The organism is Chromohalobacter canadensis (genome assembly GCF_034479555.1).
GTDB classification, from domain to species: Bacteria; Pseudomonadota; Gammaproteobacteria; order Pseudomonadales; family Halomonadaceae; genus Chromohalobacter; species Chromohalobacter canadensis.
On sequence record NZ_CP140151.1, the window covers coordinates 67,767 to 87,252 of the forward strand.

Genomic DNA, 19,486 nt, shown 5'->3' on the forward strand with positions numbered 1-19,486 from the left:
TGGCGGGCTTTCGATGCTGAGTCCGGGCTGTCACGACAAGGGAATGGTCGCGACTAGCACCAATCAGCGGTAATAGGCGTTGGTATCGTCGGTGTGGTCGGTGACGTCACGGATACCGACCAGTTCGGGAACGCGCTCAACCAGCGTCTTTTCGACCCCATCCTTGAGGGTGATATCGACCGCGGCACAACCTTGGCAACCACCGCCGAACTGCAGTACGGCGACGTTTTCCTCGGTCAACTGCATCAGGCGAATTTCGCCCCCATGAGCTGCCAGGCCAGGGTTGATTTCGCTGTAAAGCACGTAATTGACGCGATCCTCGAGCGGGCTGTCGGCGTTGACCTGCGGCATCTTGGCGTTGGGCGCCTTGATGGTCAGTTGGCCGCCCATGCGATCCGCATTGAAGTCGACCACTGCCTCTTCGAGAAACGCGATACTGTTCTTCTCGAGATACACCGTGATCTTGTCCAGATCGAGACGCTCGTCGCTCGGCTCTTCTTCACCCGGCCGACAATACGCCAGGCAGGTTTCGGCGTAGGGCGTCCCCGGCTGGGTGATGAAGATGCGCACCGCAATGCCTTCGACGTTCTGCTTGGCCAACAGCTCGGCGAGATACTCCTGAGCGTTGTCGGTAATTTGGATGGGCTGGCTCATAAAACGTTACTCTCTACCTGAGATGTTGCCTTCATGGTATGAAAAAGCGTCGCCGGACACAATCCCGAGTATTTTGCTGGGTCTTGGCGACTGCCCACATTGCGGTGCTTCTGGTACCATTCCCGCCTGCGTGGCATCGGCCTCGTGCCGGCCTCGCTGACCTTCGCCCTATCGCTCGGATCCCGCTGGAGAAATACGCTGACATGCCTGCCGCCACTGCTTCGTCATTAACGCTCGCCGCTTCGTTTTCGTCGCTCCACGAACAGCTGGCACAGCGCATCATGATTCTCGATGGTGGCATGGGCACCATGCTGCAAGGCTACGAGTTGGCTGAAGACGACTTCCGGGGGCCACGCTTCGCCGATTGGCCGAGTGATCTCAAGGGCAACAATGACTTGCTGGTGCTGACGCGTCCTGGTGTGGTGCGTGACATTCATCGCGCCTATCTCGAGGCCGGCGCGGATATCGTCGAGACCAACACCTTCAACAGCACCCAATTGTCGCAATCCGATTATGGCATGCAGGCCCTGGTGCCGGAAATCAACCGTGAAGCGGCACGCCTGGCCAAGGACGTCTGCGAAGCGGTGGGCTCGGAAACCGGCGTGCCCCGCTATGTTGCTGGCGTGCTGGGGCCGACCTCGCGCACGGCGTCACTCTCGCCGGATGTCAACGACCCCGCCAAGCGCAATGTCACTTTCGACCAGTTGTTCGACAACTACTACGAGGCGGCCGACGCCCTGATCGACGGCGGTGTCGATCTGTTCATGATCGAGACCATCTTCGACACGCTCAACGCCAAGGCGGCCATCTATGCACTCGAAAGGTTGTTCGAGGTGCGCGGCGCGCGTTGGCCGGTGATGATCTCGGGCACTATCACCGACGCTTCCGGGCGCACGCTTTCCGGCCAGACCACCGAGGCGTTCTGGAACTCGATCCGTCATGCTCAGCCGCTGTCCGTAGGCCTTAACTGTGCCCTCGGCGCGGCGGAACTACGCCCCTATCTCGAAGAGCTCTCCCACAAGGCCGATACCTTCGTCTCGGCGCACCCCAATGCAGGGCTACCCAACGAGTTCGGCGAATACGACCAGACCGCCGAGGAAATGGCGGCGATCGTGCGTGAATTTGCCGAAAGCGGCATGGTCAACATCATCGGCGGCTGTTGCGGTACCGCGCCGGAGCACATCGCCGCCATTCGCGAGGCGGTGGGCGAGCTGGCGCCCCGTCACGTTGCCGAGCGCCCCAAGGCTTGCCGGCTCGCAGGGCTAGAGCCCTTCAACATCGAAGCGGACTCGCTATTCGTCAACGTCGGCGAGCGTACCAACGTGACCGGATCGGCGCGCTTCAAGCGTTTGATCAAGGAAGAGGACTACACCACCGCGCTCGAAGTGGCGCTCGAGCAAGTCGAGAATGGCGCCCAGGTCATCGACATTAACATGGATGAGGGCATGCTCGAGTCTCAGGAAGCCATGGTCCGCTTCCTGAACCTGATCGCCTCGGAGCCGGATATCTCGCGCGTGCCGATCATGCTCGACTCCTCGAAGTGGGAGATCATCGAGGCAGGCCTCAAGTGCGTCCAGGGCAAGGCGGTGGTCAACTCGATCTCGCTCAAGGAAGGCGAAGACGCCTTTCGCCAACAGGCCATGGCCTGCCGCCGTTACGGGGCTGCCATCGTGGTCATGGCCTTCGACGAGGAAGGCCAGGCGGACACCTTCCAACGCAAGACGCAGATCTGCGAGCGCGCCTACCGCCTGTTGGTCGACGACATCGGCTTTCCGGCCGAAGATATCATCTTCGACCCCAATATCTTCGCCATCGCCACGGGCATCGAGGAGCACAACAACTACGCCGTCGATTTCATCGAGGCGTCGCAGTGGATTCGCGAGCACCTGCCACATGCCATGCTCTCGGGTGGCGTTTCCAACGTGTCGTTCTCGTTCCGCGGTAACAACGCGGTGCGTGAGGCGATTCACTCCGTGTTTCTCTATCACGCCATCAAGGCCGGCCTGAGCATGGGCATCGTCAACGCCGGTCAGCTTGCGGTCTACGACGACCTACCCGCCGAACTGCGCGACGCGGTCGAAGACGTCGTCCTCAACCGTCGTGACGATGGCACGGAACGCCTGCTCGACATTGCCGACAAGTACAAGGGCGACGGCAGTAGCGGCGAGAAGAAGGAAGACCTGGAATGGCGTAGTTGGGAAGTCGAGAAGCGCATCGAACATGCCTTGATCAAGGGCATCACTGCGTACATCGAAGACGACACCGAACTGGCGCGGCAGCGCGCCCAGCGCCCCATCGAGGTCATCGAAGGCCCGCTGATGGATGGCATGAACGTGGTCGGCGACCTGTTCGGCGATGGCAAGATGTTCCTGCCCCAGGTGGTCAAATCGGCACGGGTCATGAAACAGGCGGTCGCCTATCTCATCCCCTACATCGAGGCCGAGAAGAGCGCGGGTGCCCAAGCCAAGGGCAAGATCGTGATGGCCACGGTCAAGGGCGACGTGCACGACATCGGCAAGAACATCGTCGGCGTGGTCCTGCAGTGCAACAACTACGAGGTCATCGACCTCGGCGTTATGGTGCCAGCGGAGAAGATCTTCGCCGCCGCGCGCGAGCACAATGCGGATATCATCGGCCTATCCGGGCTGATCACGCCGTCGCTGGATGAGATGGTCCATGTAGCCAAGGAAATGCAGCGTCAGGACTTCACGATCCCGCTGCTGATCGGCGGCGCGACGACCTCCAAGGCCCATACCTCGGTCAAGATCGCGCCACAGTACGAACAGCCGGTCATCTACGTCAGCGATGCCTCGCGTGCCGTCGGCGTCGCCAGCCGCTTGCTCTCGCCGACGCTCAAGCCGAGTTACGTCGAAGAGATACGCGAGGAATATGACAAGGTTCGCGAGCGCAATGCCAAGCGTCGCCCCAAGGCGGCCGACTTGGGCTATGCCGAAGCGCGAGAACGCCGCCCCGCTCTCGATTGGGCCGATTACACGCCGCCCGAGCCGACCTTCAGCGGGCTCAAGGTATTCGACGATTACCCGCTGGAAGAGCTGGTCGAGCGTATCGACTGGACGCCTTTCTTCATGAGCTGGCAGCTGTCTGGCAAGTATCCCAAGATTCTTGAGGACGAAGTGGTTGGCGAAGCGGCTCGCAGCCTGTTCGCCGATGCCCAGGCAATGCTTCACAAGCTGATCGATGAGCGCCATATCACGGCGCGCGGCGTGATCGGCATGTGGCCGGCCAATAGCGTCGACGACGACACCCTTGAGGTCTATGCCGACTCCTCGCGCAGCGAGGTGATCGAGCGTCTTCACCATATTCGCCAGCAGACCACCAAAAACCGCGATGGCGTCTGCCAGAGCCTCGCCGACTTCATCGCGCCGAGAGACCTGACAAACGGCGAGCCCAGCGGCAAACAGGATTGGATCGGTGGCTTTGCGGTGACTACGGGCCATGGCGCGGATGAGCTGGCCAAGCAATACGAGGCGGCTGGCGACGATTACAACGCCATCATGGTCAAGGCCCTGGCCGACCGGCTCGCCGAGGCATTCGCCGAACGCATGCACGAGCGCGTGCGCAAGGAGTTTTGGGGTTATGTGCCCAATGAAACCCTGGATAATGATGCGCTGATCGCCGAGAAATACCAGGGCATTCGCCCTGCCCCCGGCTATCCCGCCTGCCCGGACCATACCGAAAAAGCCACGCTCTTCCGGCTACTGGATGCCACGGCCAAGACGGGCATCGAGCTGACCGACAGCTACGCCATGTGGCCCTCGGCGGCGGTCTCCGGTTGGTACTTCTCGCATCCGCGCTCAAAGTATTTCTCCACCGGCAAGATCGGTCGCGACCAAGTCGAATCGCTGGCGGCACGCAAGCAGATGCCGTTGAAGGAGCTAGAACGCTGGTTATCGCCCGTCCTGTCCTACGATCCCGAATGAGAGACGCCATCGAACGATGGCAGGGGACTGGTGGGTTACGCTAGGCTATTGGTGCCTAAGCTCCTTAGGTTGCGCGGTCTGATCGCGCGACCTTTTTAATAACATAAATGCAATAAGCTATTATTATTTATTCTTTCAAAGAATATAGAAGGCAGGGTAAGGTGCCCTGCTACGGCAATCCATGTGACTAGCAGGACACCGCCTGTATGTATCGGTACGACACGTACGACCAAACGCTCGTAGACGAGCGCGTCGCCCAGTTCCGCGACCAGATGCGCCGCTATCTCGAAGGCAAGATCAGCGACGAGGAATTTCTACCGCTGCGCGTGCAGAATGGCCTTTATGTCCAGCGCTATGCGCCGATGCTGCGTATTGCCATTCCATACGGCATGCTGGCCTCCTATCAACTGCGCAAGCTGGGCGAGATCGCCGCACGCTACGATCGCGGCTATGGCCATTTCACCACGCGCACCAATCTGCAACTGAACTGGCCGAAACTCGAGGACGTACCGGACATCCTGGCCGACCTGGCTAGCGTGCAGATGCATGCTATCCAGACCAGCGGCAACGACATCCGTAATACCACGACCGATCAGTTCTCCGGCATCGCCAGCGACGAAGATGTCGATCCGCGCCCTTGGTGCGAACTCATTCGTCAGTGGTCGACCTTCCACCCCGAGTTCGCCTACCTGCCGCGCAAGTTCAAGATCGCAGTGACTGGTGCCGAAGAAGACCGCGCGGCCATCCAGGTGCACGACGTAGGCCTGCGCTTCTGGCGCAACGAAGCTGGCGAGGTACGCGTCAAGGTACTGGCTGGCGGCGGTCTGGGTCGCACGCCGATGATCGGCAGCGTGATGTGTGACGACTTGCCGTGGCAACACCTGCTGACGTATCTCGAAGCGATCCTGCGCGTCTACAACCAATACGGTCGACGCGACAACAAGTTCAAGGCGCGCATCAAGATTCTGGTCAAAGCATTGGGCATCGACGAGTTCCGGCGTCGTGCCGAGGCGGAATGGGCGCATCTCAAGGATGGCCCCCAGACGCTGACCGACGAGGCGATCTCCGCCGTGACCAGCCACTTTGTCGAGCCGCCCCGTCGTGATGTCGCCGAGGACGCCATTCAGGCTTATGATCGCCTGCGTGGGGAAAACCGTGCCTTCGCCCGCTTCGTGACCAACAATGTCACCGACCACAAGGTCCCCGGTTACAAGGCCGTGACGCTATCGCTCAAGCGTCACGACCATTCGCCCGGCGACGTGACCTCCGAAGACATGGCCGCCGTCGCGGACCTGGCCGACGAATTCAGTTATGGCGAGCTGCGCGTCACGCACGAGCAAAATCTGGTGCTGACCGATGTGCCGGTGGATCGCATGGAAGACCTCTGGCAGCGGCTTGAGACGCTGGGCATGGCCAACCCCACCGTGGGCACCCTGGCCGACCTGATCTGCTGCCCCGGTGGCGATTACTGCTCACTGGCCAATGCCAAGTCGATCCCGGTTGCCCAGGAAATTCAGGAACGCTTCGAAAACCTCGACTTTCTGTATGATCTGGGACCGCTGGAGCTCAACATCTCCGGCTGCATGAACGCTTGCGGACACCACCACGTGGGGCATATCGGCATTCTCGGCGTCGACAAGAAAGGCGAGGAGTACTATCAGATCTCGCTGGGCGGGAGCCAGGGCAACGAATCGTCGCTGGGCAAGATTCTCGGCCCCTCCTTCTACCGTGAAGATGTGACCGACGTGATCGATAAGCTGCTGAAGGTCTACGTCGGGGAGCGCACGCCCGATGAAACGTTCCTCGATACCTACCGGCGCATCGGCCTGAAGCCTTTCAAGGAGCATGTCTATGCCTGAGCAGCCACGCACTCTGATTGCCGATCGCCGCGTCCAGGACGATGACTGGGTACTGTCCGCGGAGGATGCACCACGCCCCGAGAACGGGCGGGTCATCGTCCCGCTGGTGGAGTGGCAGGAAGCGCCCGGCGACGACCTCGCACCGCTGCTGGCCAGCGATACCGAGCTCACACCCGAGCTCGCCGAGCAACTGCTCGATGCGCCGCTGGTTGCCATCGACTTTCCCAAGTTCACCGATGGCCGTGGCTATAGCATCGCGCGGTTGTTGCGAGAACGGTATGGGTATCGCGGCCAGATCCGCGCAGTTGGGGATGTGCTGATCGATCAGTTGTATTACATGTCCCGGTGCGGCTTCGACGCCTTCTCGCTGCGTGAGGACCAGGTCGTCGAAGATGCGCTCAACGCTCTCGACACGTTCAGCCTCAGCTATCAGCCCGGCATCGACACGCCGGAACCCCTGTTCAGACGGCGTATGCGCGAAAGCGCCTGACGCTGACTAGGCACTGGCCGACGTACGGTTCACACGAGAACGACGTCGGCCTTCTCCCCCGCTTTATCATTCAAGATAGGGAACTACCCTCGCCGTTTCTGCTGGCGTTCGCGATTTCTGGCGCGAGCACGCTCCGACTTCCGCAACATGGCATAGGTAGCGCCCAAACCACCGTGGCTTTTATGCGCCGAGACATAAGCCTGCACGTCGTCGAATTGCGCCAGCCATTTACCGATGTACGAGCGTACGATATTCGCCTGTCCTTCGGCTTCCTTGCTGCGGCCATGAACGACCAAGACACAGCGCAGATCATGCTCTCGCGCGTCTCGTATGAATCGAAACAGTTCGCGGCGGCACACCTCAAGCGGCTTCTTTTGCAAGTGTAAAGACGCTTCCGGAGCATAACCGCCATGACGTAAACGCTCGAGCACGCCTATCTGAATGCCGTCCCGGCGGTACTCAATGGGATCGGCCGGCCCTATCAGGTCGACGAATTCATCGGATAAGAAATTGCTCTCTTTGTCATCGGCCTCAGCCTGAGCGCGGCGAGCCAATTGAGCCTCTGAAGGAGCGGAGGGAGAATGTTCAACGTCCGCCTTGTCGCGGCCTTTAGTCAAGGGCTGAACGTCTTCCCCTAACGCCTGCCGAAATAGATCGTCTCGCATGTGCTGGCTCATTGGCTTGCTCTCCTATGGCCTACGATCTCGAGAAGCCTCGACGGTTCCCAAGCTAACGAGATAATGCCACACTCCCCACCCTTGGCGGCAAGCATAAACGCAGATGCCCTACCTCACTCGTCCGTAGCCTCGCGCTTCAAGAACTTGGGAGATGCCAATGCGCTGGGTCTATAGAATCGGGCTTCTCGCCGTGATCGCTATCGTCCTCGGGTTCGGCTATCTCTGGTACACCTTCCAGAGTCCCTATGGCTATGAAGCACCAGACAATCCGCCAATCATGGATCGTCGTCTCGAGCATCACAGAGTGTTCGTCTATGGCACCCTGCGTTATGCTCCGATCCGCTGGTTGGTCATGGGACGTGCCGGCACCGCAACACCCGCCACGCTCCGAGGTTATACCCGAGATGAGCTGGATATTTCACCGGCGCCTAACGAGCAGGTCGATGGATATACCCTTTCGGTCACAAGCGATGAGCTCAAACGTTTGGACCGATACGAACATTTAGGGGAGCGTTATCGGCGTGTAAACGTCAAACTCGATAACGGGCAAAGTGCTTGGGTCTATCGACGTTTATGAATTTTTAGATTTGGCCCATCAAGATAGATAACGGTATAAAGTATGCCTCAGGATAACAGCATCATTCCCGAGGCGTGTGCAGTAGGCGTTCCATGGGCTGGGTCAACACCTGCTGGCAGTGATCTTCGGCTTCTTGGAGTGCAGCATGCACGAGCGTCATTTCACTCGTCGGCGCATTTTCGCCGAGTGGCACCGGCCACGGCATGGCGCGCTGAAACTCCCAGAGCGTCAACACGCCCAAGTCGCGCCCCAGCATCCAGCGATCATTGTCCAACTGAGCAGCAACCCCCAGCTTTTCCAGCGGCGTCATCACTTCCGTGTACCGCAGCCCCAGGCACATCGCCAATTCTCGATCGGCAAGCGATCGCCCATGCTGATGCGCTTCGTGAAGTCGAGACACTACGCCCAAGGCTTGCCAGAACGGCGGCCAATAGCGCCATTCGACACGCCGCCGCTCGCTCAGCCAAGCGGCCAGCTCGGCCCCTACCAACACGATCGCCCAAGACAGGAACACCCATATCAAGAACAAGGGAACGGCAGCAAAAGTGCCGTAGATCACTTGGTAAGATGGGAAATAGGTGACATAAAGCGAAAAGGCCCCCTTGGCAAGCTCCAGCGCCAATGCCGCCACCCCTGCCCCGGCCACGGCATGCCGAAACCGAACGCGGCAATTGGGAACTGCCATGTAAATGAAGACGAATGCCGTGAAACTCAGCGTCAGCGGCAACAGACGCAGGAAGGTCGCCGGGCCGCCCAGCACATCAGCGGCGCCGCGTACCAGGGTCAATGACGCCAGGTAGGAAGACAGCAGAAATCCCGAACCGACCAACAGCGGGCCAAGCGTCAGCACCGCCCAATACAGCAGAAAACTGGATACTCCCCGCCGACTGCGCGACACATGCCAGATCGTGTTGAATGCCCTTTCGACGGTGACCATCATCATGACGGCCGTCACCAGCAGAAAAATCAGCCCGATCAACGTCAGGCTACGCGCCTGGCGAGAGAAATCACGCAGGTGCTCGACCAACGCCGATCCCGTGGCGGGCACGAACTGGCTGAAGATTAAGCCCTGGAGCTGTTCGCTGATTCCCTGAAAACTGGGGATGGCCGATAACATCGCATAGACGACGGTCATGAAAGGAACCACGGCAAACAAGGTGGTATAGGTCAACGCCGAGGCAGTCTTGAGCCCGTCGTGAGAGTCGAAACGTTGTATCAGTTCACGCAGGCTACGCAGGATGAGCGCGGGCCAGCGGCGGTCGAGGAGTTGTGGGCGTCGCATGTGGCACTCTACAATGCTTGGCTAATTATTTGATTCGTCGACCCCAGCTGCCGGAGTTAAGGCATGACGACTTTTACACTTTACCACAACCCACGCTGCTCCAAGTCGCGTGAGGCCTTGGCCCTGCTCGAGGCCCGCCACGTCGTTGTCAGCGTGCATCGCTATCTCGATGATCCACTCGACATCATGCAACTCCGTAGCCTCGCACAGCGGCTCGATGACGGCGTGCCGGCTTTGGTTCGCACCAGCGAAGCCCAATGGAAAGCCTTAGCGCTCCAGGATCCTAGTGACGAGGAACGCTTGCAGGCCATTGCCGACAATCCTCGGCTCATGCAACGCCCGATACTCGACGATGGCACACGTGCCCGCATCGGTCGTCCCCCGGAAGCTCTTCTCGACTTGATCGAATGATCGATGTCCCACGACACGAGGCCTCCCATGACTCGCCCCGCTTCTGAAACACCTTATGTACTCGTACTGTTCTATTCACGGAACGGTGCCACGCGAGAGATGGCGGAGCAGCTCGCCGCCGGCGTGGAAAGTATCTCCGGCATCGCGGCACGGCTACGCACCGTTCCCCCCGTTTCCACGACATGCGAAGCGGTCGACCCGGAAATTCCCGCCGAGGGGGCCGTCTACGCAACATTAGATGATCTCCGCCACTGCTATGGTCTGGCGCTAGGCAGTCCCACACGGTTTGGCAACATGGCCTCGCCCCTCAAATACTTTTTGGATACCACCAGCGAGCTTTGGATGAACGGCGTCCTTGCCGACAAACCCGCCACCGCGTTCACCTCCACGGCCAGCCTGCACGGCGGACAGGAAGCCACGCTATTGACCATGCTGATTCCTCTGCTGCATCACGGCATGGTCTACGCAGGCGTGCCCTATCGCGAGACGCGCCTGCTGACGACGCAATCCGGCGGGACACCCTATGGCACGAGCCACTTGGCCGGCGCACAAGCAGATCGTCCCCTGGATGACGACGAAACGGCGCTGGCTCGCGCCCAGGGTGAGCGGTTAGGGCGCCTCGCCCTGGCAATGCGCTCGCTTCATGAGGCCACATGATGCGTCAACAGCTCGATCAACTGGCGACACGCCACGGCTTAGCATATGTCACGACACAGGCACGTCGAGGCGTCTGGGGCGGCTTGGCGGCACTGGCTATCTTGCAAATTCTCGGCGGTTGGCAGTTGCATGCCAGTGGCCAGATCGGCCTGATGCCGATCGCCGTCCGCCTCTTGCCGCTGGTGCTCTTCCTCCTCCCGATTATCACCAGACGCCCGCGTGGACACGTCATGCTCGCGTTCGTCAGCCTGCTGTATATCTTGCAGGGGCTGATGATCGCCCAGCTACCGGGTCGGCTGGCATGGGGGACGCTGGAAACACTCGCAGCCCTCGTCTTGTTCGTTAGCGCCGCCGCCTACGCGCGCTGGCGCCGACAACAGCTGACAGGCTGAGGAATGCCGCTACGTCCGTCGAGCTGCCTCATACTCGCGATGCTCATGGTCAGTATCGCTTGCTCGTTGCTCCACCTGCCGCTATGGCCAGCCGCGATTCTGGGATGGCTCGCGACGTTGCGCCTGAGTTTGCAACTGCCACGAGCCTCCCAGCGACAAGCCATGTGGCTGGGCCTGGCCGGGGTGGTTATCTGGGGCGTCGCTCTATGGCGCGAGACGCCGGCCTCGCTGGTTGCCGGACTCAGCGTCAACCAGCCCTTGCTGATGATGTTCGCCGGCGTCAGCTTTCTCTCCATGGCGCGCCCTCTCAAGGATGACGATACGCAGCACGAACGGCGCGGTAGCTTCTGGGGCACGTTGCTAGGCGTCCACCTCTTTGGAGCGGTCATCAATCTTTCCGTACTGTTTCTGTTCGGGGACCGCATGCAGCGCCAAGGACGATTGACGCGCCAACAAGCCATCGTCCTGGGACGCGCCTTCCCGGCGGCAGCAGCCTGGTCACCGTTCTTCGTCGCCATGGGGGTCGCCCTGACCTATGCGCCGGGCATCGACTTCCTTGCGTTACTTCCCTGGGGGCTTCTAGCGTCGTTGCTTCTGCTGGCGCTGGTGGCCATCGATGCACTGCGCCTGCCCGGTGAATTCATCGGTTACCCTTTGGGCAAGAGCAGTCTTGTGCTACCCGGCATACTAGCGCTGAGCGTCATCGTGGCGCACTTCATCTGGCCGAGCTTATCCATCCCCTTGATCATTAGCATCGTCTCGCCACTGTTCGCGATACTGCTGGTCCCCTCGCGCGAGCGCCGTGGCCGATTGCATAAACAACTCAACGATGGATTGCCACGCCTGGGGCCCCAGTTCGCATTGTTTCTCGCTGCAGGGCTCATCTCGAGCGGTCTCGCCGCCCTACTGGCCAGTACACCGGATCGGCAGTTTCTCCCACTTGATCATTTCGGGAGTTTCGCCGCCTGGATCACGCAAGGTATTCTGGTGATATTGGCGTTCGTGGGTATTCACCCGCTTGTCGGCATCGCCACGATCGCGCCACTGGTACAACCTCTGGAACCGGATCCTACCTTGTTGGGCATGCTGTTTCTCATGAGTTGGGCGCTGGGGACCGGCTGCAGTCCCTTGTCGGGCAGCAACCTCGCGCTATGCGTTCGCTACGGCATCAAGTCCCGAGACATGATGCGCTGGAACCTGCCCTATGCGGTACTCGGCTGGCTGGCATGTGGCGCGGTATTTGCCTTGTACGCCTGGTGGCAGACACCCTGACCCTCACGCTGCATAAGGATGACATTCATGCTTCGCGCGCGCGCATAATGGTTGAAGTCTTTGCCATCGACATGACGACTTTTACCTATCTCGACCGCCTAGAGCGCTATCCTGATGGGTATGACCGCATTCATCGGGAATGTCCGCCGAATGCCGCCGCCTAATAAAGATGGATGCACACTTAGGAGAGGAAGACCATGAATTACGATATCGCTGACCTGCGACGCGATTACGCTGGCGAGACACTCTCCGACGCGCACACGCCGGCATCGCCCATCGACTTGTTTCAGACCTGGTTCTCGGCCGCCCGAGAGCATGAACCTCAAGATCCCAATGCCATGACGTTGGCCACCGTCGATAGCCAAGGGCTCCCTCATGCCCGCGTGGTATTGCTCAAGCATTTCGACGAGCAAGGGTTCGTGTTCTTCACCAACTACCAAAGCCACAAGGGCAGTGAGCTGGCAAATGTCCCTCATGCTGCCCTGGTGTTCTGGTGGCCCACACTTCACCGGCAGGTACGTATCGAGGGACGCGTGGAAAAAGCCGAGGCCAACATCTCGGATGAGTATTTCGCCAGCCGTCCTCGGGACAGCCAGCTAGGCGCGTGGATTTCCCAGCAAAGCGTGGAAATCCCCGACCGCGAATGGCTGGAAGAACGCAAGCAACGCTTCGAACAGGTCTATTCCGACCAAACCGTCGAGCGCCCCCCTCACTGGGGTGGCTATCGTGTTCGGCCGCTTATTCTGGAGTTCTGGCAAGGCCAATCCAATCGCCTCCATGATCGTATTCGCTATCGCCATCACGAGCAGGATTCAGCCTGGAGCAAAACGCGTTTGGCGCCTTAATCTCAAGTCTTGCCCCCTCCAGCACGTCAGCGAGCCCACCATGCAAAACGCCCGATCCACTAAGGACCGGGCGTCTGCTTCAACACTCTTCGACAAATAATGTCGTAAGTAGCGCCTATCAGCTGTCGCCGTTTACCCACTCGTCGACGACTTCGGGGTTCTCGTCAACCCACTTCTTGGCGTTTTCGTACGGATCGGAATCTTCTTCCTGATTCATGAGCATCACTTCGCCCATCTGCTCCGGCGTCCACTCGAAGTTATCGAGAATCGCGTAGGCTTCCGGCATATCGTCCTTCAGCCCTTTGCGCACGACGGTATTGATGTGCTCGGCTCCACCGTAGACATTCTTGGGATCGTCCAGATACTTAAGATCCCAGCGTGCGAACATCCAGTGCGGTGTCCAGCCGGCGACGACAATGTCCTCGTCGTTCTTGATGGCACTATCCAGCGCCGCCGTCATGGTAGCGCCACTGCCCGATTGCAGATTGATGGCGTCGCCCAGATCGTATTCTTCGATGACATTTTCGGTCAGATTCATCAGACCGGCGCCCGGATCAATGCCCACGATCTCGTCGTTGACCATATCCGCTTTGTCATTGAGCTCATCAATGGATGAGATATCGGTATAAGAGGGAGCAACAAGCCCCAGCTTGGTACCTTCAAGGTTCGGCCCCAGGTTCTCGACCTTGTCGCCCACCTCATTCAGGTACTGTTCATGCGTGGAAGGCAACCATGCCGCCACCATGCCATCAGCATCACCATACGCCACAGCTTGCCACATCGCAGCGGCAGACAGTGAGGACATTTCCACGTTGTAGCCTTGCTCTTCAAGCACCGCTCGCACCACGTTGGTGGAGGCCACTTCGGAAGACCACTCGACATAGGCGAGTGTAATATCACCCTTGCTGTCCTGCGCTTGCGCGATGCCCGCATTGAGCCCTGCACCGGCGGCCATCATGATGGCGCCATAGCGTACGGCTTTCGTCAATGGAGTGCGTGTCATCGTTTTTCCCCTTCTCTTATTGATGGGAGATCCTGCCGGAACGGCCGCGGCCGTTCCTTTTCGAGCATATGCTCGATACATGGCGTTTTGTTACGCCTTGCTTCTTAGCTAGTTTTCTTTTTCGGCTTGCGAAGCGCCTGCGTAATGCGATCCAGCAACATGGCCAGGATCACTACAGCAATACCGGCTTCGAAACCATCGCCAGGACGCAGACGCTGGATGGCGCGCCACACTTCGCTACCCAGGCCATCAGCCCCGATCATGGCCGCGATCACGACCATCGACAACGCTAGCATGATCGTCTGATTGATGCCGGCCATGATCGTCGGCAAGGACAACGGAAACTGAATCTTGATCAGCTTCTGACTACGCGTGGCACCGAACGCATCCGCCGCCTCTATCAAGTCCTTGGGCACCTGTCGAATACCCAGCGTCGTGAAGCGTATCGCCGGCGGCATCGAAAAGATCACCGTAGCGAAAATAGCCGACACTGAACCAATCCCGAAAAACGGAATGGCCGGAATCAGGTAAACGAAAGCCGGCATGGTCTGCATGAAATCCAGAACCGGCATGATGACACTATAGAAGCGATCCGAAATGGCCGCGAGCACCCCAACTGGCATAGCAATGACTACCGCGACCACAGTGGCAATCACCACCAGCGTCAAGGTCTCGATCATCGGGTCCCAAAGCCCAAGGTTCCAGATCAAGGCCAGTCCCAACACCGCGCCAATCCCCAGGCGCAAGTTGGCAACCCGCCAGCAGATCAGCGCGATGATCGCCATCAGTGCCCACTCAGGCAGCCACATCAGCCCATCGTTGAGCACCGTAATCCCGCTCTGCGTAACACGCGAGATGCCTCGGGTCACTATGGAATAGTGCGATGTTAGAAAATCGAGACCACCCTCGATGCCGTCGCCGAGGGGAATGCGTGGAATATCAATCGCCATCAGTGCTCTCCCGCTTCAGCCAGTTTCTCAAGTACCGCGCCCTTCACGACCACCCCCAATAGACGCTGGTTGTCGTCGACGATGGCAATCGGATAGCTTTTATCGTTGAACATGGCAAAGAGATTGTTCATCGGTTCATCCGGACCGGCCTTCGGGAAGTCGTTCTGGATCAACTCGTTGATCGTGTCCTTGCCAGCCTTGGCAGCGGCATCGACATCGTCGACGCTCACGATGCCCAGCAAGGTACGGTCACGACCGATGACGTAGATGGAGTCGAGTCCGTTGTCGCTCATCTTGCGCAACACGGTACGCGGGCCATCACTATCACGCGCCGTGGCACGCACGGAACGCATGGCACTATTTGCCGTGAAGATGCGCGACATATCCACGCCCTCGACGAAGCGCGCCACGTAATCGTCAGCGGGCCGCGTCAGGATATCTTCGGGCGTGCCCATCTGCACGACCTCGCCATCCTTGAGCAGGATGATGCGATCGCCAATGCTGATCGCTTCATCGAGATCGTGGGTGATGAAGATCGTGGTCTTCTTCATACGATGCTGCAGCTCGATCAATTCTTGCTGCATATCCTTGCGGATCAGCGGGTCGAGCGCCGAAAACGCCTCGTCCATCAACATCACGGTCGAGTCGTTAGCCAATGCGCGGGCCAGACCGACACGCTGCTGCATGCCGCCGGAAAGCTGGCTCGGGTAGGCATCTTCCCAGCCGTCCAAGCCTACCTGCTTGAGAGAGTTGCGAGCACTTTCCACGCGAGATTTTTTCTCGACGCCGCGCACCTCAAGGCCATATTCGGCATTTTCTTGAACGGTCTTATGCGGAAATAGCGCAAAATTCTGAAAAACCATCGAGAAGTGACGGCGGCGGCATTCCAGCAGCTCTTTCTCACTGAGCTTGGGAATGTTCTGACCATCGATCACGATATCGCCCTCGGTGGGCTCGATGAGGCGATTGAGACAGCGAATCAACGTCGATTTCCCGGAGCCCGACAGACCCATGATGACGAGAAGCTCACCTTCACGTACATCGAAGTCGATATTGGAAAGACCCAGGGTCTGGCCGGTTTTCTCAAGAATTTCGGGACGCTTTTTCCCTTGGTTACGCAGCTCGAGTGCTTTCTTAGGCTGGGAGCCAAACACCTTGCTCAGACCGCGCACCTGAATCTTGATATTGGTTTCGTCTGTTTCAGTCATAGGCTTGCCTGCTTTGGTCAAGTCGTCGCCATGCCCTTGCGAAGCAAGAGCGCTCGGCAATGTCACGTTGTCACGTTGCGAGTATCTGGCGGGTCAGTCTCCTGGCTCTTATTATGGTCATGGAGATGATAAGAGATGATCATGAAGATAAAATTTCGTTATGTTTCGTATCGAATCATACCTACTTATTGATATTGCTTCAAATAAAAACAACTGATGATTGATCCATGGTTCAATAACCCGGCGCGCGCCGCCAGGCGCCTCGATCATACCCGACCGCCGAGCTCGGCAAGCGACGAAGCCGACCTTAAGCGGCCTCGTCGCGACATCGAAAGACAGGCCCAGGAGCATTAGTCCGTCGGGCTATCCAAACGGTGGCGTTGCCAATCGCTGCTCGGCTCGTTGAGTCGCAAGGAGGCCTCGACCACCTGCTCTTCCATGATATAGCGGAAACTGAAGCCCAAGTGTTTCAGCAACGCGCGCATGGGCTGGTTGTCGAGCATCACCGTGCCGACCATCTCGAGGATGCCGAGGCCCTTGCAGTAACGGATCATCTTTTCCATCAGCAGGCTACCGAGACCATGCCCGTGGAGATCATCGCGAATGATCACGGAAAATTCAGTGCGGATGTTGTCCGGATCGTTCCACACACGCACTACGCCCAGCATTTCCTTATCGCCATCGGGTCGCGCATGCTCGGCGATGAAGGCCATTTGCCGGTCGTAATTGATCTGCGCCAGCACGGCCAGGTCGCGCTGGGTTAGATCCGCCTTGTGGTGGAAATAACGAAAGCGAATGCTTTCCTCGGAGAGCCGCTCATGAAATAACGTGATCAACGGCGCGTCCTCTCCACGGATCGGGCGCACTTCGACATCCATGCCATTGCCCAACGCCCGCCATTCACGCAGTTCCTCGGGATAGGGCATGATCGCATGACGCGCGGGCTGCCCCAGATCCATGGCAAAGTCCACTGCCACCACGCCATCGCGGTTGAGCAATAGCGGATTGAGCTCCAACCCCTGGAGTTCGGGTAAATCCGACGCCATCTGAGAGAGCTTGACCAGCAATTCGCAGAGGCGCTCGACGTCCTGTTCCGGGTCGGCGGCGTGCTCGCGAATCAGGCGGTACGCGTGCGTACGCGATATCAGCTCATTGGCCAGGGTCATGTTCAGAGGCGGCAAGGCAACCTGACGATCCGCCAACACATTGATCTTGTAACCACCGATGCCGAAGACAATGATCGGCCCGAACACCGGGTCACGCGTGATTCCCGCACAGAGCTGCATCGATGCCTTGCCGCGCTGCATACGTTGCAGGCAATAGCTGAAAATCGGGCTTTCGGGGAATTTTTCGCAGACCTTGTCCCCCAGACGCCGCACGCCATCGGCCACCTGCTCCGGCGTCTCGAGATCTTGCAGCAAGCCCGCGGAGAGCTTATGCGGATGCCTACGGTAGCGAAACGGCAGGCAGTTATTTGCATGCACGATTTTCAGTGCCATGGGGCCTTCGATGTCACGCGCGGCTTGCAGCGCCTCCTCGGGGCTGAAGACATACTGGCTCGGCGCCGCCGGTATGCCATAGGCGGCCAGGACCTCGGCGGTCTCCTGGTGCGTCAGGCGATCACGCTCACGCCGCTTGGCCGAGGCGATCAAACGATGGCAGCGAGCGCGGATGTCGGGTTGCGTCGTGAAAGGCAAGCTTGGCGGCGTCTCCTGCAGGAGGGTCTGCACACGCTGATAATCGACCATGTGCATGAAAGCCTTGACCGCTTTCTCTGGGGAGATATAGGTGGGGATACCCGCCAGATTGCACTCATGGCGTGCCTTGAGCGCTTCCTCGAGCCCCATCCAGCTGGTCAGCAGGTTGCGTTTGAAGCGTTTGCGATTGGCGATCAACGCCTCGGCCGTAATTTTGGAAGGCGCCAGACGAGTCGGTGCGTGTACCACCAGCACGGCGTCCACGTTGGCATCGGCCGCCACGATTTCCAACGCATCGACGAACCGCTCAGGCGAGGCGTTACCGCCCAAATCGACGGGATTACGCCCCGGCAAGCTGACATCGAACTCCCCCTGCACCAGTGCATCACGGGTAACGTCGGTTAATTCCGCCAGCTTGCCCCCCGCGATCACCAGCTTGTCGATCGCCAAGAGTGCCGGTCCCAACCCATTCGCCACGATGGCCAAGCGGTCACCACGCAACGGACGCATGCGCGTCAGTGTTTCCAATGCATCGAACAACTCATCGGAATCATCCACGCGCACGACCCCTGCGCGCGCCAGCGCTGCATCGAACACCACGTCGCGATTATCGATTCCTGGCGTCTGCGGTTCATGGGTGAGTGTCGACTGAACCGAGCGTCCGCTCTTGATTGCCAGCACCAACCGGTGTCGTGAGGCATCACGCAACGCGGTCATGAAATGCTGCGCATCGTGTACTCGTTCCAGATGCAGCAGCAAGGCACGTGTCGGCGAGTATTGGTTGATGTAATCCATTAGATCGGACAGCATCACGTCAACGCTGTCGCCCAATGTCACCAAATGCGAAAAGCCGATGTCGCGGCCCGCGGCCCAGTCGATCATGGCATTGCCGAGCATCCCCGACTGCCCCAGGTAGGCGACGCGTCCCGCCTTGATCGGCTGGCTGGCATAAGTGGCGTTGAGCTTGCTGCCGGGCACCACGATCCCCAGGCACTCCGGCCCCAACACGCGAATTCCCGAACGCAGTGCCGCCTTGAGCATACGCTCTCGAAGCGAACCGCCATCCTGAGTGCGATCGTCGAGATAGGAGCCCCCCGACAGCACCAAGGCAGCGCGTGCCCCTAGCTTGCCCAGCGCCTCGATGCTCCGCGGCACGCCTTCCACCGGATTGCAGAGGATCGCCAGATCCGGCACGGCGGGCAAATCCGCAATACGCTTTACGCAGGTGACGCCGTAGACCGTGTCATAACCGCGCGGGTTCACCGCCCAAAGCGTGCCGGAAAACCCCGCCTCGAGCAGATTGCCAAGCACCATGCCGCCCATTGAATGCGGCTTTTCCGAAGCGCCGATCACTGCCACGCTATGTGGCTCGAAGAAGTGACGCAGAAAACGCGTTCCCACAGCAATCTCTCCCGCTTGATCCGACTTTGCCGCTCACCATCGCGTTCGCGCAGCTAAACTTAAGCTCTATCGAAAAGTCGGCGCGCGATGGCCAGACCATTTTTTAGACACAGCATAACGCAGGCCTCTCGTCACGGCCGCAGTGACATGGCATCGTTCGACCTATGGGC

16 protein-coding genes are annotated in these 19,486 nt (G+C 59.3%); 9 read left to right on the top strand and 7 right to left on the bottom strand.

What is annotated here, in order from left to right; all coding sequences use genetic code 11:
• Window positions 1-63 precede the first annotated feature (63 nt).
• The gene (gene nfuA / locus SR908_RS00325; protein WP_075369273.1) at window positions 64-654 is read right to left on the bottom strand and encodes a Fe-S biogenesis protein NfuA; all 591 of its coding nucleotides are present in this window, start codon (window positions 652-654) and stop codon (window positions 64-66) included.
• Between the two features lie 203 nt (window positions 655-857).
• On the opposite strand from nfuA, the gene metH reads away from it, so the two are divergent.
• The 3 genes from metH (at window position 858) to SR908_RS00340 (ending at window position 6,944) form a co-directional block, all read left to right on the top strand.
• Window positions 858-4,595, top strand: a complete 3,738-nt coding sequence (gene metH, locus SR908_RS00330; RefSeq protein WP_246921939.1) for a methionine synthase — start codon at window positions 858-860, stop codon at window positions 4,593-4,595.
• Window positions 4,596-4,801: 206 nt separating this feature from the next.
• The gene (locus tag SR908_RS00335; protein ID WP_246921942.1) at window positions 4,802-6,454 is read left to right on the top strand and encodes a nitrite/sulfite reductase; all 1,653 of its coding nucleotides are present in this window, start codon (window positions 4,802-4,804) and stop codon (window positions 6,452-6,454) included.
• Window positions 6,447-6,944, top strand: coding sequence for a DUF934 domain-containing protein (locus SR908_RS00340; RefSeq protein WP_097023678.1), 498 nt, complete (start codon window positions 6,447-6,449; stop codon window positions 6,942-6,944). The genes SR908_RS00335 and SR908_RS00340 overlap by 8 nt, the downstream gene beginning before the upstream one ends.
• Before the next feature lie 83 nt (window positions 6,945-7,027).
• Here SR908_RS00340 and smrA read toward each other — a convergent pair whose 3' ends face one another.
• Window positions 7,028-7,621 (bottom strand): DNA endonuclease SmrA, encoded by a 594-nt coding sequence (gene smrA, locus SR908_RS00345; protein ID WP_246921945.1) that lies wholly within the window; start codon window positions 7,619-7,621, stop codon window positions 7,028-7,030.
• 157 nt (window positions 7,622-7,778) lie between these two features.
• On the opposite strand from smrA, the gene SR908_RS00350 reads away from it, so the two are divergent.
• Window positions 7,779-8,198, top strand: a complete 420-nt coding sequence (locus tag SR908_RS00350) for a gamma-glutamylcyclotransferase family protein (RefSeq protein ID WP_246895050.1) — start codon at window positions 7,779-7,781, stop codon at window positions 8,196-8,198.
• Between the two features lie 61 nt (window positions 8,199-8,259).
• Here SR908_RS00350 and SR908_RS00355 read toward each other — a convergent pair whose 3' ends face one another.
• Window positions 8,260-9,480 carry a YihY family inner membrane protein gene (locus tag SR908_RS00355; RefSeq protein WP_246921948.1) on the bottom strand — a complete coding sequence of 407 codons (1,221 nt, stop codon included), beginning with the start codon at window positions 9,478-9,480 and terminating at the stop codon, window positions 8,260-8,262.
• Window positions 9,481-9,543: 63 nt separating this feature from the next.
• Between SR908_RS00355 and arsC the strand changes: the two genes are divergently transcribed.
• The 5 genes from arsC (at window position 9,544) to pdxH (ending at window position 13,057) form a co-directional block, all read left to right on the top strand.
• On the top strand, window positions 9,544-9,891 hold the full coding sequence (gene arsC / locus SR908_RS00360; protein WP_246921951.1) for an arsenate reductase (glutaredoxin): 348 nt from the start codon (window positions 9,544-9,546) through the stop codon (window positions 9,889-9,891).
• Window positions 9,892-9,918: 27 nt separating this feature from the next.
• A complete protein-coding gene (wrbA, locus tag SR908_RS00365) occupies window positions 9,919-10,548 on the top strand; it encodes an NAD(P)H:quinone oxidoreductase (RefSeq protein ID WP_246921954.1) in 630 nt (209 codons plus the stop codon).
• Complete coding sequence (locus SR908_RS00370; RefSeq protein WP_245846449.1) at window positions 10,545-10,940, top strand: DUF2069 domain-containing protein; 396 nt, start codon at window positions 10,545-10,547, stop codon at window positions 10,938-10,940. Before wrbA ends, SR908_RS00370 begins: the two co-directional genes overlap by 4 nt.
• Window positions 10,941-10,943: 3 nt before the next feature.
• A complete protein-coding gene (locus SR908_RS00375; protein WP_097023672.1) occupies window positions 10,944-12,212 on the top strand; it encodes a hypothetical protein in 1,269 nt (422 codons plus the stop codon).
• Window positions 12,213-12,409: 197 nt separating this feature from the next.
• Entirely contained in the window at window positions 12,410-13,057 is a 648-nt protein-coding gene (pdxH, locus tag SR908_RS00380) for a pyridoxamine 5'-phosphate oxidase (RefSeq protein WP_097023671.1), read from the top strand.
• A gap of 118 nt (window positions 13,058-13,175) precedes the next feature.
• Here pdxH and SR908_RS00385 read toward each other — a convergent pair whose 3' ends face one another.
• The 4 genes from SR908_RS00385 to SR908_RS00400 all read right to left on the bottom strand — a co-directional run bounded on the left by SR908_RS00385 (window position 13,176) and on the right by SR908_RS00400 (window position 19,316).
• On the bottom strand, window positions 13,176-14,060 hold the full coding sequence (locus SR908_RS00385) for a glycine betaine ABC transporter substrate-binding protein (RefSeq protein ID WP_097023670.1): 885 nt from the start codon (window positions 14,058-14,060) through the stop codon (window positions 13,176-13,178).
• A gap of 104 nt (window positions 14,061-14,164) precedes the next feature.
• Window positions 14,165-15,010 (bottom strand): ABC transporter permease, encoded by an 846-nt coding sequence (locus SR908_RS00390; RefSeq protein ID WP_097023669.1) that lies wholly within the window; start codon window positions 15,008-15,010, stop codon window positions 14,165-14,167.
• Window positions 15,010-16,218: a quaternary amine ABC transporter ATP-binding protein gene (locus SR908_RS00395; RefSeq protein ID WP_097023737.1), complete on the bottom strand. Its 1,209-nt coding sequence runs from the start codon at window positions 16,216-16,218 to the stop codon at window positions 15,010-15,012. The genes SR908_RS00390 and SR908_RS00395 overlap by 1 nt, the downstream gene beginning before the upstream one ends.
• A 350-nt stretch (window positions 16,219-16,568) precedes the next feature.
• On the bottom strand, window positions 16,569-19,316 hold the full coding sequence (locus SR908_RS00400; RefSeq protein WP_246921957.1) for a bifunctional acetate--CoA ligase family protein/GNAT family N-acetyltransferase: 2,748 nt from the start codon (window positions 19,314-19,316) through the stop codon (window positions 16,569-16,571).
• Window positions 19,317-19,486 lie beyond the last annotated feature (170 nt).